General features: G+C 65.1%; 12 protein-coding genes. 10 read left to right on the top strand and 2 right to left on the bottom strand.

The annotated features are described in order from the left end of the window. The first annotated feature begins 329 nt into the window (after positions 1-329). The 10 genes from ACYOEI_RS39600 to ACYOEI_RS39555 all read left to right on the top strand — a co-directional run bounded on the left by ACYOEI_RS39600 (position 330) and on the right by ACYOEI_RS39555 (position 13,797). Complete coding sequence (locus ACYOEI_RS39600) at positions 330-1,292, top strand: NAD-dependent epimerase/dehydratase family protein (protein ID WP_462856107.1); 963 nt, start codon at positions 330-332, stop codon at positions 1,290-1,292. Positions 1,293-1,714: 422 nt separating this feature from the next. Beyond that, positions 1,715-3,241, top strand: coding sequence for a lipopolysaccharide biosynthesis protein (locus tag ACYOEI_RS39595; protein WP_462856106.1), 1,527 nt, complete (start codon positions 1,715-1,717; stop codon positions 3,239-3,241). Between the two features lie 126 nt (positions 3,242-3,367). Then, positions 3,368-3,919: an acyltransferase gene (locus ACYOEI_RS39590; protein WP_462856105.1), complete on the top strand. Its 552-nt coding sequence runs from the start codon at positions 3,368-3,370 to the stop codon at positions 3,917-3,919. A 182-nt stretch (positions 3,920-4,101) separates the two neighbouring features. Further along, on the top strand, positions 4,102-5,247 hold the full coding sequence (locus tag ACYOEI_RS39585) for a glycosyltransferase (RefSeq protein WP_462856103.1): 1,146 nt from the start codon (positions 4,102-4,104) through the stop codon (positions 5,245-5,247). 367 nt (positions 5,248-5,614) lie between these two features. Continuing rightward, the gene (locus tag ACYOEI_RS39580; RefSeq protein ID WP_462856101.1) at positions 5,615-6,811 is read left to right on the top strand and encodes a glycosyltransferase family 4 protein; all 1,197 of its coding nucleotides are present in this window, start codon (positions 5,615-5,617) and stop codon (positions 6,809-6,811) included. A gap of 84 nt (positions 6,812-6,895) precedes the next feature. Beyond that, on the top strand, positions 6,896-7,642 hold the full coding sequence (locus tag ACYOEI_RS39575) for an FkbM family methyltransferase (protein ID WP_462856098.1): 747 nt from the start codon (positions 6,896-6,898) through the stop codon (positions 7,640-7,642). 167 nt (positions 7,643-7,809) lie between these two features. Beyond that, the gene (locus tag ACYOEI_RS39570; RefSeq protein ID WP_462856097.1) at positions 7,810-8,760 is read left to right on the top strand and encodes a GDP-mannose 4,6-dehydratase; all 951 of its coding nucleotides are present in this window, start codon (positions 7,810-7,812) and stop codon (positions 8,758-8,760) included. A gap of 529 nt (positions 8,761-9,289) precedes the next feature. Then, positions 9,290-10,786, top strand: coding sequence for an O-antigen ligase family protein (locus ACYOEI_RS39565; protein ID WP_462856096.1), 1,497 nt, complete (start codon positions 9,290-9,292; stop codon positions 10,784-10,786). A 176-nt stretch (positions 10,787-10,962) separates the two neighbouring features. Continuing rightward, a complete protein-coding gene (locus ACYOEI_RS39560; RefSeq protein ID WP_462856093.1) occupies positions 10,963-11,919 on the top strand; it encodes a GDP-mannose 4,6-dehydratase in 957 nt (318 codons plus the stop codon). A 567-nt stretch (positions 11,920-12,486) separates the two neighbouring features. Further along, positions 12,487-13,797 carry a UDP-glucose dehydrogenase family protein gene (locus tag ACYOEI_RS39555; protein WP_462856092.1) on the top strand — a complete coding sequence of 437 codons (1,311 nt, stop codon included), beginning with the start codon at positions 12,487-12,489 and terminating at the stop codon, positions 13,795-13,797. Positions 13,798-13,890: 93 nt separating this feature from the next. Here ACYOEI_RS39555 and ACYOEI_RS39550 read toward each other — a convergent pair whose 3' ends face one another. Next, positions 13,891-14,487, bottom strand: a complete 597-nt coding sequence (locus ACYOEI_RS39550; RefSeq protein ID WP_462856090.1) for an SIS domain-containing protein — start codon at positions 14,485-14,487, stop codon at positions 13,891-13,893. Between the two features lie 249 nt (positions 14,488-14,736). After that, on the bottom strand, positions 14,737-16,902 hold the full coding sequence (locus ACYOEI_RS39545) for a ligand-binding sensor domain-containing protein (protein WP_462856089.1): 2,166 nt from the start codon (positions 16,900-16,902) through the stop codon (positions 14,737-14,739). Between the last annotated feature and the right edge of the window lie 253 nt (positions 16,903-17,155).

Here is a 17,155-nt window from a genome sequence, read left to right as displayed (position 1 = left end):
TCCACTTCGCCGAGGTCGGCAGCGACGCGGACCAGCGGAACTACGAGGTCTCGTACGAGAAGATCCGCAAGAAGGGCTTCGAGACGACGGTCGACCTCGACCGCGGGATCGCCGAGCTCGTCCGCGCGGCCAAGCTCATCGAGTTCCACAACCCCTTCGCCAACGTCTAAGTCGAGCGGCCGGTGGCCGGCCGGGGCGAACGCCCCGGGGCCGCTGCTGCGGGGGCTCCTCGGCCGGCGGGCCCCTGGGCCCGACGCCTTCCCATTCCCCGGCCCCGGAGCCTCCCTCGGGAACGACCGACCACTGACCCTTCTTTCCGGAGATTCGAGATGCAAGGATTCTGGGCCGGCAAGCGCGTGACGGTGACCGGCGGCGCGGGTTTCCTCGGCCAGCACCTGGTCGCCCGCCTCCAGCGACTCGGGGCGGAAGTCTTCGTCCCACGCCAGCGCAACTACAACCTGACGGCGCTCGACGCCTGCCTCAAGTGCCTGCTCGAGCACCCCTGCGACGTCCTCTTCCACGCCGCCGCCTACTACGGCGGGATCGGCATCAACGTTTCCGAGCCGGCCACGCTCTACTACTCGAACCTGGTCATGGGCGCCAACCTCATGGAGGCCGCCCGGCTCGCCAAGGTCGACAAGTTCGTGGCGATCGGCACGGCGTGCAGCTACCCAGGCTACCTCGAAGGCGACCTCAAGGAAGAGGACCTCTGGGCCGGCCCTTGCCACGCCAGCGTGATCAACTACGGCCTCACGAAGAAGATGATGGCCGTGCAGGCCCAGGCCTACAAGCGGCAGTACGGGCTCGACTCGATCCACCTGATCCTGACGAACCTCTACGGCCCCGGCGACTCGTACAACCCCGACCGCTCCCACGTCGTGGCGGCCCTCGTCCGCAAGTTCGTCGAGGCCGAGCAGGGCAAGGCGCCGAGCGTCGAGATCTGGGGGACCGGCAAGCCGATCCGCGAGTTCATCTACGTCGAGGACTGCGCCGACGCCATCGTCCTGGCGGCCGAGACCTACGACGACAGCTCGATCCCTCTGAATATCGGCACGGGCATCGGCACCTCGATCAAGGAGCTGGCCGAGACCGTCCACACGGTGTCGAAGTACCAGGGCAAGCTCGCCTGGAACACCGACAAGCCGGACGGTGCCCTCAAGAAGGTCCTCGACGTCACCCGGATGAAGTCGGCGCTCGGCGGCTGGACCGCCCCGACGAACCTGAAGGATGGCCTCGAAAAGACGATCACGTGGTATCGCGACAACAAGGCTTCGGCCGATACCAAGTGGTGAGAGTTGAGGACGGCCCTCCTCCGGTCGCGTTTCACCGGGGAGGGTCGGGCCTTTGGGCCTCGTCCGAGGGCCGACTCCGGCCCTGCCGAGGCTCCGAGGAAACCCAACGGAAGCGGCGGCGGGAGCCTATTCAAGGACGGTCTCCGACGCCTCCCCTTGGGCCGTTGCGCCGACCGCGCGTGGTCGGCCGGGATCCAGGTCCCCGAGAATGTACGGGAGCCCGAAGGCGACCGACCGGGGAGGATTCCGTCCCTTTCGGATCGCCGGCACGTTGGAGTCCGGACTCCGTCTCAACGCGCTCTCCCGGGACTTGACGGCGACACACGGCCCCGCTCCCCTCGACGGGAGGATGCCGAGTCCTCCCAAACCCGTAAGGCCGATGGTCCATTGAACATGACGACACTCTTGCCGTGGAGGCCTCGATGAGCCGAGTGGCACAGGGCGCGGCCCCTTCCCTGACGGACCGCACGATGAACGCCCTGGCCTGGCGTCTCTTCGCGACGGTCTCCCAGGTCGCGCTCCAGACGTTCACGATGGTGGTCCTGGCGCGACTCCTGTCGGTCGAGGCGTTCGGGATGGTCGGCCAGGTGATGATCGTCGTCGGCTTCGCCGGGGTGATCGCGGAGATCGGCATGGCACCCGCCGTGGTCCAGCGGGCGGAGCTCACCGACAAACATATCCGAGTGGCGTTCACGCTGTCGGTGCTCTCGGGACTCGTCCTGACGTTGATCCTCCAGCTTTCCGCGTACCCGGCGGCCCACCTCCTCGGCACGGGCGACGCGGGTGACCTGGTCCCGCTCCTGCGAGTCATCGCGTGGACCTTCTTGCTGGCGAGCTTCGGCTCGACGGCCGGGGCCCTCCTCGAGCGTCGGATGGAATTCCGCAAGATCGCCATGGTCGAACTGATCTCCTACGCGATCGGGTTCGGCGTGGTCGCCGTGGCGCTCGCGTACCTGAGATACGGTGAGTGGGCTTTGGTCTGGGGATGGGTCATCACGGCGCTGGCGAAGACGGTCCTGTTGCTGATCCTCTCGCCGCATCCCGTCCGGCCCTGCCTGGCCCGGGACGAGGCGCACCAGCTCCTGCACTTCGGCGTCGGCGTCGGGGTCGCGCGGATCGCCAACTACATCGCCCACAGCGGCGGCAACTTCGTCGTCGGGCGTTGGCTTGGCCCAGGCCCCTTGGGACTCTTCCTCCGCGCCTATCAGCTCATGACGCTGCCGATCTTCCACCTGGCGAACGCCCTCAGCACGGTCCTCTTCCCGGCCTACTCGAAGCTCCAGGGCGATCCCAAGCGCATGGCCACCGTCTACATGAGCTCGGTCACCCTCACCGCCCTGGTCCTCTTCCCGATCCTCACCGTGATCGGGATCGTGGCCCCCGAGCTGGTCCGAGGGCTCTTCGGCGCGAAGTGGGCGGGGGCGATCATCCCGTTGCAAATCCTCTGCGGCGCGGGGTGGCTGCGGACGATGACGAACCTTGGCGACACCGTGGCACGGGCCCAGGGGCTCGTCTACAAGCAGGCCTTGAGGCACTGCATCTATGCCATCAACGTCCTCTTGGGGGCCTTCCTGACGTATCGCTGGGGGATCAACGGCGTCTCGGTCGGCGTCTTTGTGGCCGTGGTCATCCACTACGTCCTGATCTCGCACCTCGCCGTGATCGCGAGCGGCGTCCCCTGGAAAGACTACCTCTCCTGCCAGTTGCCCGGCGTCGTCATGGCCGCCGTCATCTCGCTGGCCACCGCGCCCGTGACGGTCGGCCTTCGTACGACCGGCCTGCCTGATCTCCTGATCCTCGCCGTGACGATCGCCACCGCCGCGATCTCCGGGATCGCCGCCGGGATCCTCCTGCCGGGCCATTGGCTCGGAGAGGTTCCCAAAGAGGCGATCCGGATGCTCCAGCGCAAATTGGGGGGGAGGGTCCGCTTTTTTCACCTCGACCCTTGAGAGACGCGCACCTCGCCCGCCTCGGATCTCCGGCCCGCACGAGGACACCGGGCTCGGCCAGGCGGAGGCCGAGGGCCTCTCGCATGAATTCGACCGCCTCGACTCCAACCCCAAAGGGTGGATCCCATGATTCGGATCATCAAGGCTATCAACCGTCGCATCAAGATGCGAACCGATCCTGTCGCCTACGCAAGGTCCCTGGGCGTCCGGGTCGGCCACGACTGCCGACTGGACCTCGCGCCCGACACCTTCGGCAGCGAGCCTTACTTGATCAGCATCGGCAACCATGTTACAATCGCCCCAAACGTGAAGTTCATCAATCACGACGGGGGTGTCTGGGTCTTCCGGAAGGACCATCCCGACATCGATGTCGTCGCCCCGATCGTGATCTGTGATAACGTCTTCATCGGGATGAACTGCATCCTCCTGCCCGGGATCACCATCGGCGCGAACTCCGTCGTCGGCGCCGGCTCCATCGTGACGCGTGACGTGGAGCCCGGGAGCGTGGTGGTGGGTGCCCCTGCCAAGCGAATCAAGTCGGTCGACGACTACTGGGAGCGGGTCCGCCCCAAGGCGATGATGATCCGCGGCCTCTCCCCCGACGAGAAGCGCCGGCATCTGGAAAATCTCTTCCAGGAGAAGATGGCGGAGGGTGCGGCGTCCTCTCATCCCGCCTGAGGAGCCTCCCCCGCGCGGCCCATTCACGGGCCCACGAGGTCGCCCAACGGGCCCCCGCTTGGATGGTCCGTCCCCCTCGCCTCGCAGCCCAACCCGGCCCTCTCGAACTCGACCCACGACCGTTCCCTCGACCGACCGATCACGGCCGCCCCTCGACTCCCAGACGTGAAGGGATAGTTTCGGTGAGACAACGCCCTGGAGAGAAACCCCGGATCCTCCACTGCATCCCGGTCCTGGGAGGGGGCGGGGCCGAGCGCCAACTCAGGAACCTCCTCGTCTACAAGTCGTCCCCGAACGTCGAACACGCCGTCTTCGCCTGGAAGACCGGCGAATTTCACGACGAGCTCCGCGCGTTAGGCGTCCCGATTTTCCTCGAACAAGCCAAGGGAAGGCGGCCCTGGCACCCCATCACCTCGATGATCCGGGCCATCCTGAAGTGGAAGCCCACGATCCTCCAGGCCTGGCTCCCTCAGACGGACGTCATGGCCGGCGGCCTCGGCGCGATCTTCAGGATCCCGGTCGTCGGGAGCGAACGCAACAGCAGTTTTTTGCATAATCATGTTCCTGAAATCAAGAACCGATGGTTCACCAGGCTCCGGCCCTGGTTCCTCAGGCACTGCGTGGTCGGGGTCATCGCCAATTCCCACGCCGGAGCGCGCTACATCCGGGACGAGCTCAAGGTCGGCGTCCCCGTGAAGGTGATCCCGAACGGCCTCGACCTCGGCAAGATCGACGCGATGGAGCCGAGGACCCCCCCGCCCTTCGAGAATCCCGAGCTCTCGCCGAAGATCCTCGCGGCCTCCCGGCTCGTCTCGTATAAGCGGGTCGAGGTGATCATCGACGCGATGGCGATCCTCAGGGACAAGGGGATCCGCCCGGCCCTGGCGATCTGCGGCAGCGGCGAGGCCTCGGACTTCCTCCAGCAGAGGATCGACGAGTTGAAGCTGGGCGACCAGATTCGGATGCTCGGGCAATGCAAGGATGTCCCGGGCATCATGAAGCGGGCCCAGGTCTTCTGCACGGCGTCCGAGAACGAGGGGATGCCGAACTCGATGCTCGAGGCGATGACCTGCGGCCTTGCCATCGTCGCCTCGGACATCCCCGAGCACGTCGACCTGATCGGCGACGTCGACGTCGGCCCCCTGTTCAAGAAAGGCTCGCCGGAAGACCTCGCCGCACGACTGGCCGAGATCATCACGACCCCCGGCAAGATCGAGGCGCTCGGGGCGAACGCGGCCGCCTACGGCAAGGAATTCCCCGCGGAGCGGATGGCCGGCCGCTTCGAAGAATTCTATCAAGAGATGTTCCCCGACCTCGTTCGGTTGTAATGCCGAGCGATCGAGCCCCGACGTCGACGCGCCCGATGCGGTTCCTCGGCCTGGGGGACGACGGCGTGGATGGCCTGGCAACGGTGGTCGTCCCGGCCGCCCGACCCGGCCCGCGGGGCGGGACCCACGCTCGCGGGCGGCGGCGACCGAGCCTCCATCGGACCATCCCCGGGATTCGGCGACTCCGCCCGACTTCGTGAACAGCGACATCCAGTGGCCCTCTCGCCGAGGGGAACACGACTCGAACACGCCTGGCTCGACGATCGCCCGGATCCCGCCAAGGATCGGTCGACCAGCATCCGAAGAGAGAGTTTTTATGAAGCTCTGTTATGTCGTTGACGGACGGACGCCCAGCCCAAGGAACTGGATGCGGCACTTCCTGAAGGCCGGGCACGAGGTCCACCTGATCACGACCTACCCCTGCCCGGACGACCTGCCGGTCGCGTCGATGCATGTGGCCCCGTTCGATTTCTCGGCCAAGGCCCGCTCCGGCAAGGGCAACGCCCAGACGATGCACGGCTCGGCGTTCTTCGCCTCGCTGCGCGGGAAGGCCGCCTGGAGGACCCTGGTCCGCGTGCGAGACAAGATCGCGCCCCTGGTGGTGCGGTACCAGACGAGTCGGGTCCGCCGTCTCATCAACGAGATCAAGCCGGACCTGGTCCACGCCATGCGGGTCCCCTACGAGGGGATCCTCGCGGCCGAGGCCATGAGGTCGTCGTCGATCCCCCTGCTCATCTCGATCTGGGGAAACGACTTCACCCTGGGCGCGGCGAGCTCGCCCACCTTGGACCGATTGATCCGTCGCGCGATGGACCGGGCCGACGGCCTCCATCCCGACTGCCGGCGCGACCTTCGACTGGGCTACGAGCACGGCTTCGGCGCCGACAAGCCGGCCGCGGTGCTCCCCGGCGGCGGCGGGCTCTCCAACACCTTCCTCAAGCCGGGTCCCGCCGACCCCGCGATCCGGGCTCGATTCGAGATCCCCGAGGGCGTGCCGGTCGTCATCAACCCTCGGGGGATGAAGCCCTATATCCGCAACGACAACTTCTTCCGCTCCATCCCCCTCGTCCTCGAGCGCATCCCCAACGCGATCTTCCTGGCGGGCATGATGGAGGGGAACTCCGTCGCCGAAGGCTGGGTCTCGCGCCTGGGGATCGAGAAGTCGATGCGACTCCTCCCCTACGTGTCGCACGCGGACATGGCGTCCATCTTCCAACTCGCCGACGTCCTGATCTCTCCGTCGGATCACGACGGCACTCCGAACTCGCTCCTCGAAGCGATGGCCTGCGGCGTCTTCCCGGTAGCCGGGGATATCGAGTCTGTGAGAGAATGGATCGACGACGGCGTCAACGGCATCCTCATCGACCAGGGGAGCCCCGAATCCGTGGCCGACGGGATCGTCCGCGCCATCCAAGATCCCGCGTTCCGCGCCTCGGCCGATGAACACAACCGCCGGATGATCGCGGAACGCGTCGACTCCTCGAAGGTGATGGCGGCCGCGGAGGAGTTCTACCACAAGATCGTCAGCTACGCCGCCGCCAACAAGAAGGCCGGCCGCTCCTAACCTACACCCACACCCACGCCTCGTCGTCCGGACGCCGCGAGCCAACTTCACGGGCCAAGCGATTCAGGGGAGCCACTCAGCGACATGATCAAGAAATTTATCCGCCTGGGGGAGATCCTCAGCAAGCCCAACGGCCTGAAGGCCCTCATGGGGTGGAAGCCGTTCTCGATCTCCTCCTTCCTCATCGTCTCGGCGATGCGGCGGAAAGGGATCGTCTTCCGGACGATCATCGACGCCGGCGCGAACGTGGGGCAATTCGCCCGGACCTCGAAGGAGATCTACCCCGAGGCCACGATCTACTCCTTCGAGCCGCTCGCCGAGGTCGCCAAGACCTTCCGGACAAACCTGGCCGACAGCCCGAAGGTCCACCTGTTCGAGACCGCGCTCGGGAGCCATGACGGGACGATCCAGTTCTTCCCGAACGAATACTCCCAGTCGTCCTCGGCCCTCCCCCTGCAGGACGAGGACAAGCCCAAGCACGCCGGCCAGCGGCACCTCGCCCCGATCGACGTGCCGGTCAAGAGGCTCGACACCATCCTCGCCGACAAGGCCCTCGAGCGGCCGATCCTGCTGAAGCTCGACCTCCAGGGATTCGAGATCGAGGCCCTTAAGGGGGCCCCCGAACTCCTGGCCCGCTGCGACTACGTCCTGGCCGAGACGGTGTTCGAGCCCGCCTACAAGGGCGAGCCGCTGTTCCAGGACATCCAGAATTTCCTCCAGGACCGCGGCTTCCGCTTCCTGCAGCCCCTCGCGTTCCTGAGGGATGACAGCGGCCAGATCTACCAGATGGACGCGCTGTTCCAGAACACGGCCTCCGCCCCCTCCGCCTGACCCCGAGGCTCCCGGACGCCCTCGCGCCGGGTCGCGAGGGCCGGGAGCGAGCCCACTAAATTCTCTATCATTATCAAATTCTGATCCATCCGGGTGCCGATCGGCCGTGTTGAGGCGATCGGGCCCGGGATCATCGAGGCGGACGACCGAAGGTCTCCGGATTGGCCATGCGGACGATCGTGACGGGGGGCGCCGGATTCATCGGCTCCCACCTCGTGGAACGACTCCTCGACTCCGGCGGCGACGTCGTCGCCCTCGATAACTTCGACTCCTTCTACCCAGAATCCCGAAAACGCGACAACCTCGCCCTCGCCTCCAAAAACCACCGCTTCCGACTCCTACACGCCGACATCCGCGACCGAAACGCCGTCAACTCCCTCTTCCAAGACTTCAACCCAGACGCCGTCGTTCACCTCGCCGCAAGGGCCGGCGTCCGGCCCAGCATCGACGACCCCGCACTCTACGCCGACGTCAACGTCCTCGGGACCGTCAACCTCCTCGACGCCGCCGTCAAACTCAAATCCATTCCCAAATTCGTCTACGCCTCAAGCTCCAGCGTCTACGGAGACCGCGACAACCCGCCCTTCCGAGAGTCCGACTCCGTCGACCTCCCCGTCAGCCCATACGCCGCCACCAAAAAAGCCTGCGAACTCCTCGCTCACACCTTCCACCACCTCCACGGCCTCCCCGTCACCGGACTCCGATTCTTCACCGCTTACGGGCCCAGGAACAGGCCTGACCTCGCCATCTACAAATTCGCCTCCCTCATCGAACGCGGGCTCCCCGTCCCCATGTTCGGCGACGGATCCACTCGACGCGACTACACCTTCGTCGCCGACATCGTCGACGGAATCGTCCGCTCCGTCGAACACTGCTCCCGATACCACATCTACAACCTCGGGAACTCCAGCCCCGTCGACCTCCGATTCATGATCCAGTCCCTGGGCGAGGCCCTCGGGAAAGAACCCATCATCGACAGGCTCCCCGAACAGCCCGGCGACGTCAGGCTCACCTACGCCGACGTCTCAAGGGCCAAGGACGAACTCGGGTACGCACCCGCAACCCCCTTCCAGGACGGACTACGACTCTTCGTCGACTGGTTCCGGTCCAAGACCTGAGCCCGAGGCCCGAGGGGCCGGAGCGCTTTGCCGTCAGCTTGCATGGCGGCTTCTCCTGCCCTTGGCCATCAAAACTGGATGCACAGATGGATCAATGTTCCCTGCGTGCAGTCTTGACAGTCTCGTTCGACTCCAACTAGATTGATGCGAAGGTGTGCGTCATCCCAAAGGGCCGGCGTGCATCCTCCGGCCTCGGTCGCAGGACTTCGAAGACACCTCGGGCTCCGCTCCCGAGTCCTCGCACGCGGGTGCTTCGACGGGAGGTTGTCCCATCCGGGACCTCGGCTCGTAGCCCATCCAGGGATGCCTGGCGACGTGACATCGAACGGCCCGGCAGGGTCGTCCAGGCGAGGTTGGTGGGCGTTCGAGAAGGGCCGGAGCACAACGTCGAATCGACGACTGTTCGCACGTTCGTCACCACCTCGGCCGGGGTACGATCGCCTCGGCCCAAGACTCTCCGGCCACGCAGACGCCCCGCGACGGGCGTCAAGGGCCTCTCGCCAGCAGCCCACGCCCCGAGACCCATCCCATGAAAGCGAACGTCACGAAGTTCGAAAAGCTCGCATGGGTCGATCGGCTCGCGAATTCGACGGGCTTCTTCTTTTTGGTCGTCGCGACGATCGGATTCCTGGCGCAAGGGTTCTTCGCATTCGCCCTCGAAGGGCTCGAAGAAGCCTTGAAGATGCCCGTCTACTATTACGCGACCGTCCTCGCCTTCCTGTGCCTCGCGGCCAGCATCGGGATCAAGGGATGCCTCGCGGACCGATCTCCTTTCCCCATGATCGCGGCCGCCATCCCCGCGCTCTTGATCGGCGCCTACAACTTCGCGTTCGTGGTCGAGCGACTGACCCAACTCCAGGCCGACGAGAGCCTCAAGCGACCCATCCGACTGTGCTTCGGGATGATGCTCTTCTTCTGCGTGTACCACTACTGCCGGTCCGAACGCCGGATGCGCATTTACATTAGCGTTCTCTACTGCATGATCATCGCCTCTTCGATCACGGTCATCCTGGAGCTGGTCCTGAATTGGTTGACCCCCTGGTCGAGGTATAGCAACTTCAATAACGTCACGAGCTTCCATCCGGCGGGACTCGAGGCCGACTACGTCAACCTGACCTATGCCATCGAGACGCCGATCGTCATGTCGGTCATCTCGGCCCTGTCGCTCTTCCTCGGGGACAAGAAGAAGCCCTATGCGGCCCCAGTCTCGCTGTTGTGCATCGTGACGGCGGGCCTCGGCACGCTGGGAATCGTGGGCTCGTCGTCGCGATCGGGCCTCCTCGGCCTCGTCGGCTCGATCGCGCTCGCGTCCTTCTTCTTCCGGAAGCAGCTACCGTCCTTCTTCAAGATGGGCCTCATCGGGATGATGGTCCTCATCCCCCTGGTCGCCGTCATCCTCCCGTTCATGGAAAAAGAGGGGGGAGCCATCCAGGAAGATGCGCGACTCGGGGCCACCTACGTGGCCTATGGCCCGGTGATCTTGCTCCATCCCTTCGGCATCCCCAACCTGGTCTTCGACCCGCTCGAGCCCGCCGCCACCCAGATCTCGACCAACATCCTCTGGCTCGCGGCGACCGAGGCCGAAGATAGGCTGGGCATCACGATCGACAGCAACACCCGAGAGAGCGCCTTCAAGGACTACCCGCACAACGTCCTCATGACCGTCGCCATGGACTTCGGGTGGATCGGCGTCCTCTGCATCTCGTTGATCTATTTCTACACGCTCAGGCCGCTCGTCCGCATGGTGGCGATGCCCGACCCGGTCGTCCGGATCACCGCCTTCATGATGTTCGCCGGGGTGCTCGCGTTCATGCTCAACTCGTCGTTCCACAACGGCAACGTGTTGCAGAGCGAGCCGAGGAATTGGATCTACCTGGGCCTCGCCCTCCGGATCGCCAGGAATCTCGGCGGGTCGTCGGCGAAGCCGGAGGAGCCCGGCGTGGCCCAGCCCCTCGAAATGGCCCGGAAGGCCGCCCCGGCGAAGTTGGACGTGACCATTTCGACGAGGCCCGTGAAGAAGTATTGATTCCCGAAGCGGTGGCCGGGATCCGACGGTCCCGGAGACGGTCTCCGGATGCCGGGCCATCGGCGCCTGGCGTCTCGGAAGCCCCGACCCGAAGCGACGGCACGGGCCGGGGTGCTCCGGTTCTCTGAACTCTTTCCCTTAGCGATGGCGGACGACCGAAGGTCTCCGGATTGGCCATGCGGACGATCGTGACGGGGGGCGCCGGATTCATCGGCTCCCACCTCGTGGAACGACTCCTCGACTCCGGCGGCGACGTCGTCGCCCTCGATAACTTCGACTCCTTCTACCCAGAATCCCGAAAACGCGACAACCTCGCCCTCGCCTCCAAAAACCACCGCTTCCGACTCCTACACGCCGACATCCGCGACCGAAACGCCGTCAACTCCCTCTTCCAAGACTTCAACCCAGACGCCGTCGTTCACCTCGCCGCAAGGGCCGGCGTCCGGCCCAGCATCGACGACCCCGCACTCTACGCCGACGTCAACGTCCTCGGGACCGTCAACCTCCTCGACGCCGCCGTCAAACTCAAATCCATTCCCAAATTCGTCTACGCCTCAAGCTCCAGCGTCTACGGAGACCGCGACAACCCGCCCTTCCGAGAGTCCGACTCCGTCGACCTCCCCGTCAGCCCATACGCCGCCACCAAAAAAGCCTGCGAACTCCTCGCTCACACCTTCCACCACCTCCACGGCCTCCCCGTCACCGGACTCCGATTCTTCACCGCTTACGGGCCCAGGAACAGGCCTGACCTCGCCATCTACAAATTCGCCTCCCTCATCGAACGCGGGCTCCCCGTCCCCATGTTCGGCGACGGATCCACTCGACGCGACTACACCTTCGTCGCCGACATCGTCGACGGAATCGTCCGCTCCGTCGAACACTGCTCCCGATACCACATCTACAACCTCGGGAACTCCAGCCCCGTCGACCTCCGATTCATGATCCAGTCCCTGGGCGAGGCCCTCGGGAAAGAACCCATCATCGACAGGCTCCCCGAACAGCCCGGCGACGTCAGGCTCACCTACGCCGACGTCTCAAGGGCCAAGGACGAACTCGGTTACACCCCCGCAACCCCCTTCCAGGACGGACTACGACTCTTCGTCGACTGGTTCCGGCGCTCTCGGCCCCAATGAACGGGAAAACGATCGCATCGCAAAATCTGGATCCCGGTTTCTTGAGTGTCGGGCTTGGGGACGGAAGGTGGAGTCGAGCACGAACTCCGGGGAGTCCCAACGTCGCCGCGTCTTCTCCGGCGAACAGGCCCGGGATGACGGTCTCCGACGGATGGGACCTCCTCGCATCCCGCGACTCTCGGCCCCGGGCCGGCCGACGCAAGGCATTGACTCGCCATAAGCTTATATGGGATATTTTCTTCCGTGATGTTCGCCGGTTCAAGGAAGGGCCGTCGAGAGGTCGGGTGGCCGAGACTCGATCGGCTCAAGTCGGACGAGTGCCGTCCCGATCGATGACTTTATCGCGGCTCGATGCGAGAGTCGAACCTCCCCCTACGAATCGGCAACGACCGTCCTCGCAAGGGCTGATCGCGTCTGAGAACAAGCCGCGGTCGAAACGACAACGGCACGCTTAGTCGACCTCGCGCCGCGCATGCGGCAAGATTCAACGCGCCTCGGCCCTTCGGGTCTACCCCGTGTTCGGGAACGTCGAGGGACCGGGGCCCCTCCTCGCGAAGGAAGCTAGACATGAAGATCGCGGTCATCGGAACGGGCTACGTGGGGTTGGTGTCGGGCACCTGCTTCGCCGAGAGCGGCAACGACGTCATCTGCGTCGACAAGGTCGAGGAGAAGATCGCCCGACTCAAGCAGGGCATCATCCCGATCTACGAGCCCGGCCTCTCCGAGCTCGTCCACCGCAACCACCGCGACGGCCGGCTCAACTTCACGACCTCCCTGCCCGAGGCCATCGCCGACAGCGAGATCATCTTCATCGCCGTCGGCACCCCCCAGGGCGACGACGGCGGCGCCGACCTCCGCGGCGTCTGGGCCGTCGGTGAACAAATCGCCAGGCACCTCGACGAGCGCAAGATCATCGTCATCAAGAGCACCGTCCCCGTCGGCACCAACGCCGAGCTCACACGACGCATGGCCGCCGTCACCGACGTCCCCTTCGACGTCGCGAATAACCCCGAGTTCCTCAAGGAAGGCGCCGCCATCGACGACTTCAACAAGCCCGACCGCGTCGTCGTCGGCGTCCGACGGCCCGAGGTCGGCGAGCGGCTCCGCGAGCTCTACTCCCCCTTCCTCCGCACCGATCGGCCGTTCCTGGCCATGACGCCCGAAAGCGCCGAGATGACCAAATATGTCGCCAACTGCCTCCTGGCGACCAAGATCAGCTTCATCAACGAGATGGCCAACCTCTGCGACTCCTACAGCGCCGACATCAACGACGTCCGCCGGGGCATCGGCCACGACTCGCGGATCGGCTTCAGCTTCCTCTTCCCCGGCGCAGGCTACGGCGGCTCGTGCTTCCCCAAGGACATCCGCGCCGTCATCCACATGGCCCAGTCGCACGGCCTGCCGGCCCGGATGATGGAGTCGGTCGACGCGGTCAACGAGGCCCAGAAAAACGTCCTGGCCCGCAAGATCCTCGGCCACTTCGGCGACCAGGCCAAGGGCAAGACCGTCGCCGTCTGGGGCCTGGCCTTCAAGCCGAAGACCGACGACATCCGCGAAGCGCCCTCGCTCGTCCTGATCGACTCGCTCCTCGCGGCCGGGGTGTCGGTGCGGGTCCACGACCCGGTGGCCATCGACAACGTCCGCGAGATCTACGGCGACCGCCTGACCTACTGCGACCGGCCGTACGGCGCGCTGGAGCAAGCCGACGCGTTGGCGATCGTGACCGAGTGGAACGAGTTCCGGAACCCCGACTTCGAGGTCCTCGCGCGACTCCTCCGCGAGCCGGTGATCTTCGACGGCCGGAACCTCTACGACCCGGCCAAGCTCGCCGCCCTCGGCTTCACCTACCACGGCATCGGACGTGCCAAGGTCGTCTGACCACCGATCGCGAGACCCGGCTTCTCAGAAGAAGCCGGGTTTCGGATCCGACGCATAACAATACGAATGGACGATTTTCGGCGCCTGCGCGGGTCAGGCCTTGGCGGCGACGGGGCCGGAGATCCTCCGGTAGATGTCGTCGATGATCCAGTGGAAGACCACCTGGTGCACCGACTCGACGATTCCCATGTCGTCGATCGCGACGTGGAAGTGGTGCTGGGCCAGGGCCTTCAACTGTCCGCCGCTGAATCCCGTGATCCCCAGGGTCGCCAGGCCATTCGCGTTGGCCCAGGTCACCGCCTTGAGGATGTTCGGGCTGTTGCCCGACCCCGAGATCGCCAGCAGGAGGTCGCCGGGACTCGCCAGGTTCTTGAGCTGCTCGACGAAGATCCGGTCGTACCCCTCGTCATTGGCCCAGGCCATGATCCCTGCCGTGTTGTCGGTCAGGCTCAGGACACGGAGCCGCTTCTGCGACTCGAAGTCTCTCAGGGTGCACTTGGCGAGATCCTCGGAGAGATGCGAGGCATTCGCCCCCGAGCCGCCGTTGCCGATGATGAAGACGAACCGGCCGGCGTGATATGCCTTTTCGATCAAGTCGCTGAAGTTCTCGACCTGCGTCAGGTCGAGCCCCCGAATCTCCCGACAAACCCGCTCAAGATAGTCCCCGGCCCCCAGTGTCGCGCCCAGCATTGGTCCGTACTCCCTTCCCAACATCATCCTCGGGCGATCCGTCCGCCACCGCACCTCGCGTCCGGATTCTACCAACGCACGGCCATCGCGACCATCGACATCGCTGCCGCAAAGCATCGGTCACCCACACGCACGTTGCAAGTCAATTTCGATTCCCTTTCGAGCGGTCGCACGGCCAAAGGACGAGCAAACGCCACCGCGCATAACCAATTTCAACAAATCAAAAAACTATCACATAAAATACCATTTTCACATTGACTGGGACTGCCGGGCCCGCACGAACGCAACGCCTCGCGTGCCGAGGGCGACGATGACGCCATCGGCGTGGTGAGGGTCTGGGATGATGGCGAATACCTCGCTCCGACCGACCCAGGGTACGCGATCGAAGCCCACGGTTGTCTTGGCCCCGGGCTCTCCCAGCCAGAGTCCCCGCGTTGACTTGCGGTCAGTCCAGATTGTGCCGCACCCCATCCAGAGGCGACCGAGCCCGTCGCGGACGAGCGTCGTCGCGGGCTGTGGAGGTTCGGGGAAGTCGACCCGTGACAACTTCCGGGTTTTGACGGAGTAGGCCCTCAGGCCCGCGTTGGTCGCGAGCAGGACCGAGTCGTCGGTCCAGGCGATCGCGTCGTCAACGTGGAGCCTCTCCCCGGCTTCCACGACCTCGACCTTGGTCAGTTGGGGTTTGTTTCCCGGCGCATCGTGAGCCAACCGCCAGAGGTTGTCGTAGTCGCCGTCGAGCAACATCCAAGGAGGACCGTTCGTATTGAGGGAGGTCAGCCGGGACAGGAGCCCATCCTGAAACGGAGCGACGCGTTCCCACCTCCCCTTCGTGAACGTCTTCAGGTCGTCGGAAGAAGCATTCCACAGGGTGCCGTCGGCCGTGATGAAGGATGACGACGGGTCCAGAGACGAGGCTTCGCGGCCGATCCTGATGGACTTCCCATCCACCCGGCGCCCCGTGGCTCGCGTCCCGGAGCTCACGCCGGTCCCGCTCACCGTGTAGATCGCCCCGCCAGGCCCGATGAGAACGCTGGTCTCGTACCAGTCCTCCGAGTCCTTCTCAAGTTCCGCAGCGTCCCCGGCCGGATCGATCTCAAAAGGCGGCGCGAGCGAAACGACCTTCCAGCCCTCCGCATCGAGCGTCCAGGTCGGGAGGCAATTGTCGTTGCTGAAAGCGAGAGTTCCCTCCGTGGTGTTCTCTACACCGTCGACGCTCGAGGCGCCGAGCTGACCAAAAAGGCCGCGTGGGGTCGCCTTTGTCCCATCAAGGAGCACATATCCGTCGGCGACCGTGGCAAGGACATAGGGATCTCCGCCACGTCTCGGCGGATGGACGGCGCAAACGGAGGGATAGGCTCCCACCGCGTCGGGCCGCCCCCATCGGTACTGGATCTCGAGGGTGGCAACCTTCTTCCAGGCTTTCAATTCCCGATCCACCCGGAAGACGTCGCTGTACGAGAAGACCAGCGGCCCGTCGTCCTCCTCCACGATATGAGTGATCGGGAATCTGGGCCGGCCGGGGTCGGGCTCGTTTTCGAGCCCTGGGTGAGGCTGGAAATGGAACAGCGGTCGCGGTTCGTCCCCGTCAACACGCGTGATATGCGCCGAATTTGTGAACATATGAGACGTGCCGCCGAAGGCCCAGACCTGGCCGTCGCGAAGCGTGACGAACCCATAAATCCCTTCCCAGAACGGCGGGACCTTGGGTTTCTCGGCTGGCGGCGGCTTGATCGTGTCGGCCGTCCCCTTGATCAAGTCGACCCGGATGACTCGGCCCCCCCACTCGCCTCGGTCCGCCCCGAGCCAGATCCGCCCTGAGTCCTCGAGCCAGAACGTCGTCGCTTCCTCTTCTGTCGCAATCGTCTTCCCCGTGGCGAGGTCGTGGACCACCGAATACGGCATGTCCCGCTGACTGCCCTCGCGATCCGAGGGCCTGGTCTGGCGGGTCACGGCGACCAGGCCCGCCGGCCGACCTCTTGCCGCCCGCCCCCGGCCGACCCAACGCGGCAAGGAATTGAGCTTCGCCAGCTCCGTCAGCTCGAGCGTTGCCGGATCAACGCGGCAAATCCGGCCATCCGCAAAGCCCGCGAGGACCGCCTCGCCTTCTCCCCGACCCAGGCATGCGACGTCCTCGATGTCGATCCGCTCCCGGACCAGGCGAACGGCGGGCAGCTCGAAGCTCAGGAGCGTGCCCGAAGATGTTGCGGCGACGAGCCGGTCCCCGAAGCGCACGCTGTCTCGGAGCGAGTTCCGGTCGAAATGGATCGTGTAATCGACGACACGGCCGCTCTCGAGTCGAACCTCCCCCTTCGGCGGCATTGGCGGCCCGTCCGCTCGGAGAGCCGGGGCCGGGATCACATTGCAGAGGATCACGAGGAGGGCCGCGTGTAACATCCCCCGTACGGGTGATTGCACGGAAAGAGTCCGCATGAGTCGGGCCTCATCAACAGGGCCTTGAGCGTCTTGCTTGCGAGGGTCATGGGTGACGCCTTCGTCGTTCAGCACGCCGCCCGGAACATGAGGGGCGGATACGCGCCGAATGACAAAGGACGAAGATTCCGACGAGTTCGGCCTCGTCGATATTCGACAGCCAACCTCGTGACCGAGGATTGGCCCCTCTCTGTTCACGCCCTCTTACATATTGGATTTTATACAATATCAACTCGTG

The sequence above is a fragment of the Singulisphaera rosea genome (genome assembly GCF_054877945.1).
The sequence above is the reverse complement of the archived record's forward strand: the minus strand, read 5'-3'. Positions and strand labels throughout refer to the sequence as shown.

What these genes read in the sequence shown, in the direction of transcription:
- ACYOEI_RS39600 (WP_462856107.1), top strand. Translation starts at nt 330, where the DNA reads ATGCAAGGATTCTGGGCCGGCAAGCGCGTGACGGTGACCGGCGGCGCG.
- ACYOEI_RS39595 (WP_462856106.1), top strand. Translation starts at nt 1,715, where the DNA reads ATGAGCCGAGTGGCACAGGGCGCGGCCCCTTCCCTGACGGACCGCACG.
- ACYOEI_RS39590 (WP_462856105.1), top strand. Translation starts at nt 3,368, where the DNA reads ATGATTCGGATCATCAAGGCTATCAACCGTCGCATCAAGATGCGAACC.
- ACYOEI_RS39580 (WP_462856101.1), top strand. Translation starts at nt 5,615, where the DNA reads ATGCGGCACTTCCTGAAGGCCGGGCACGAGGTCCACCTGATCACGACC.
- ACYOEI_RS39575 (WP_462856098.1), top strand. Translation starts at nt 6,896, where the DNA reads ATGATCAAGAAATTTATCCGCCTGGGGGAGATCCTCAGCAAGCCCAAC.
- ACYOEI_RS39570 (WP_462856097.1), top strand. Translation starts at nt 7,810, where the DNA reads ATGCGGACGATCGTGACGGGGGGCGCCGGATTCATCGGCTCCCACCTC.
- ACYOEI_RS39565 (WP_462856096.1), top strand. Translation starts at nt 9,290, where the DNA reads ATGAAAGCGAACGTCACGAAGTTCGAAAAGCTCGCATGGGTCGATCGG.
- ACYOEI_RS39560 (WP_462856093.1), top strand. Translation starts at nt 10,963, where the DNA reads ATGCGGACGATCGTGACGGGGGGCGCCGGATTCATCGGCTCCCACCTC.
- ACYOEI_RS39555 (WP_462856092.1), top strand. Translation starts at nt 12,487, where the DNA reads ATGAAGATCGCGGTCATCGGAACGGGCTACGTGGGGTTGGTGTCGGGC.
- ACYOEI_RS39550 (WP_462856090.1), bottom strand. Translation starts at nt 14,487, where the DNA reads ATGCTGGGCGCGACACTGGGGGCCGGGGACTATCTTGAGCGGGTTTGT.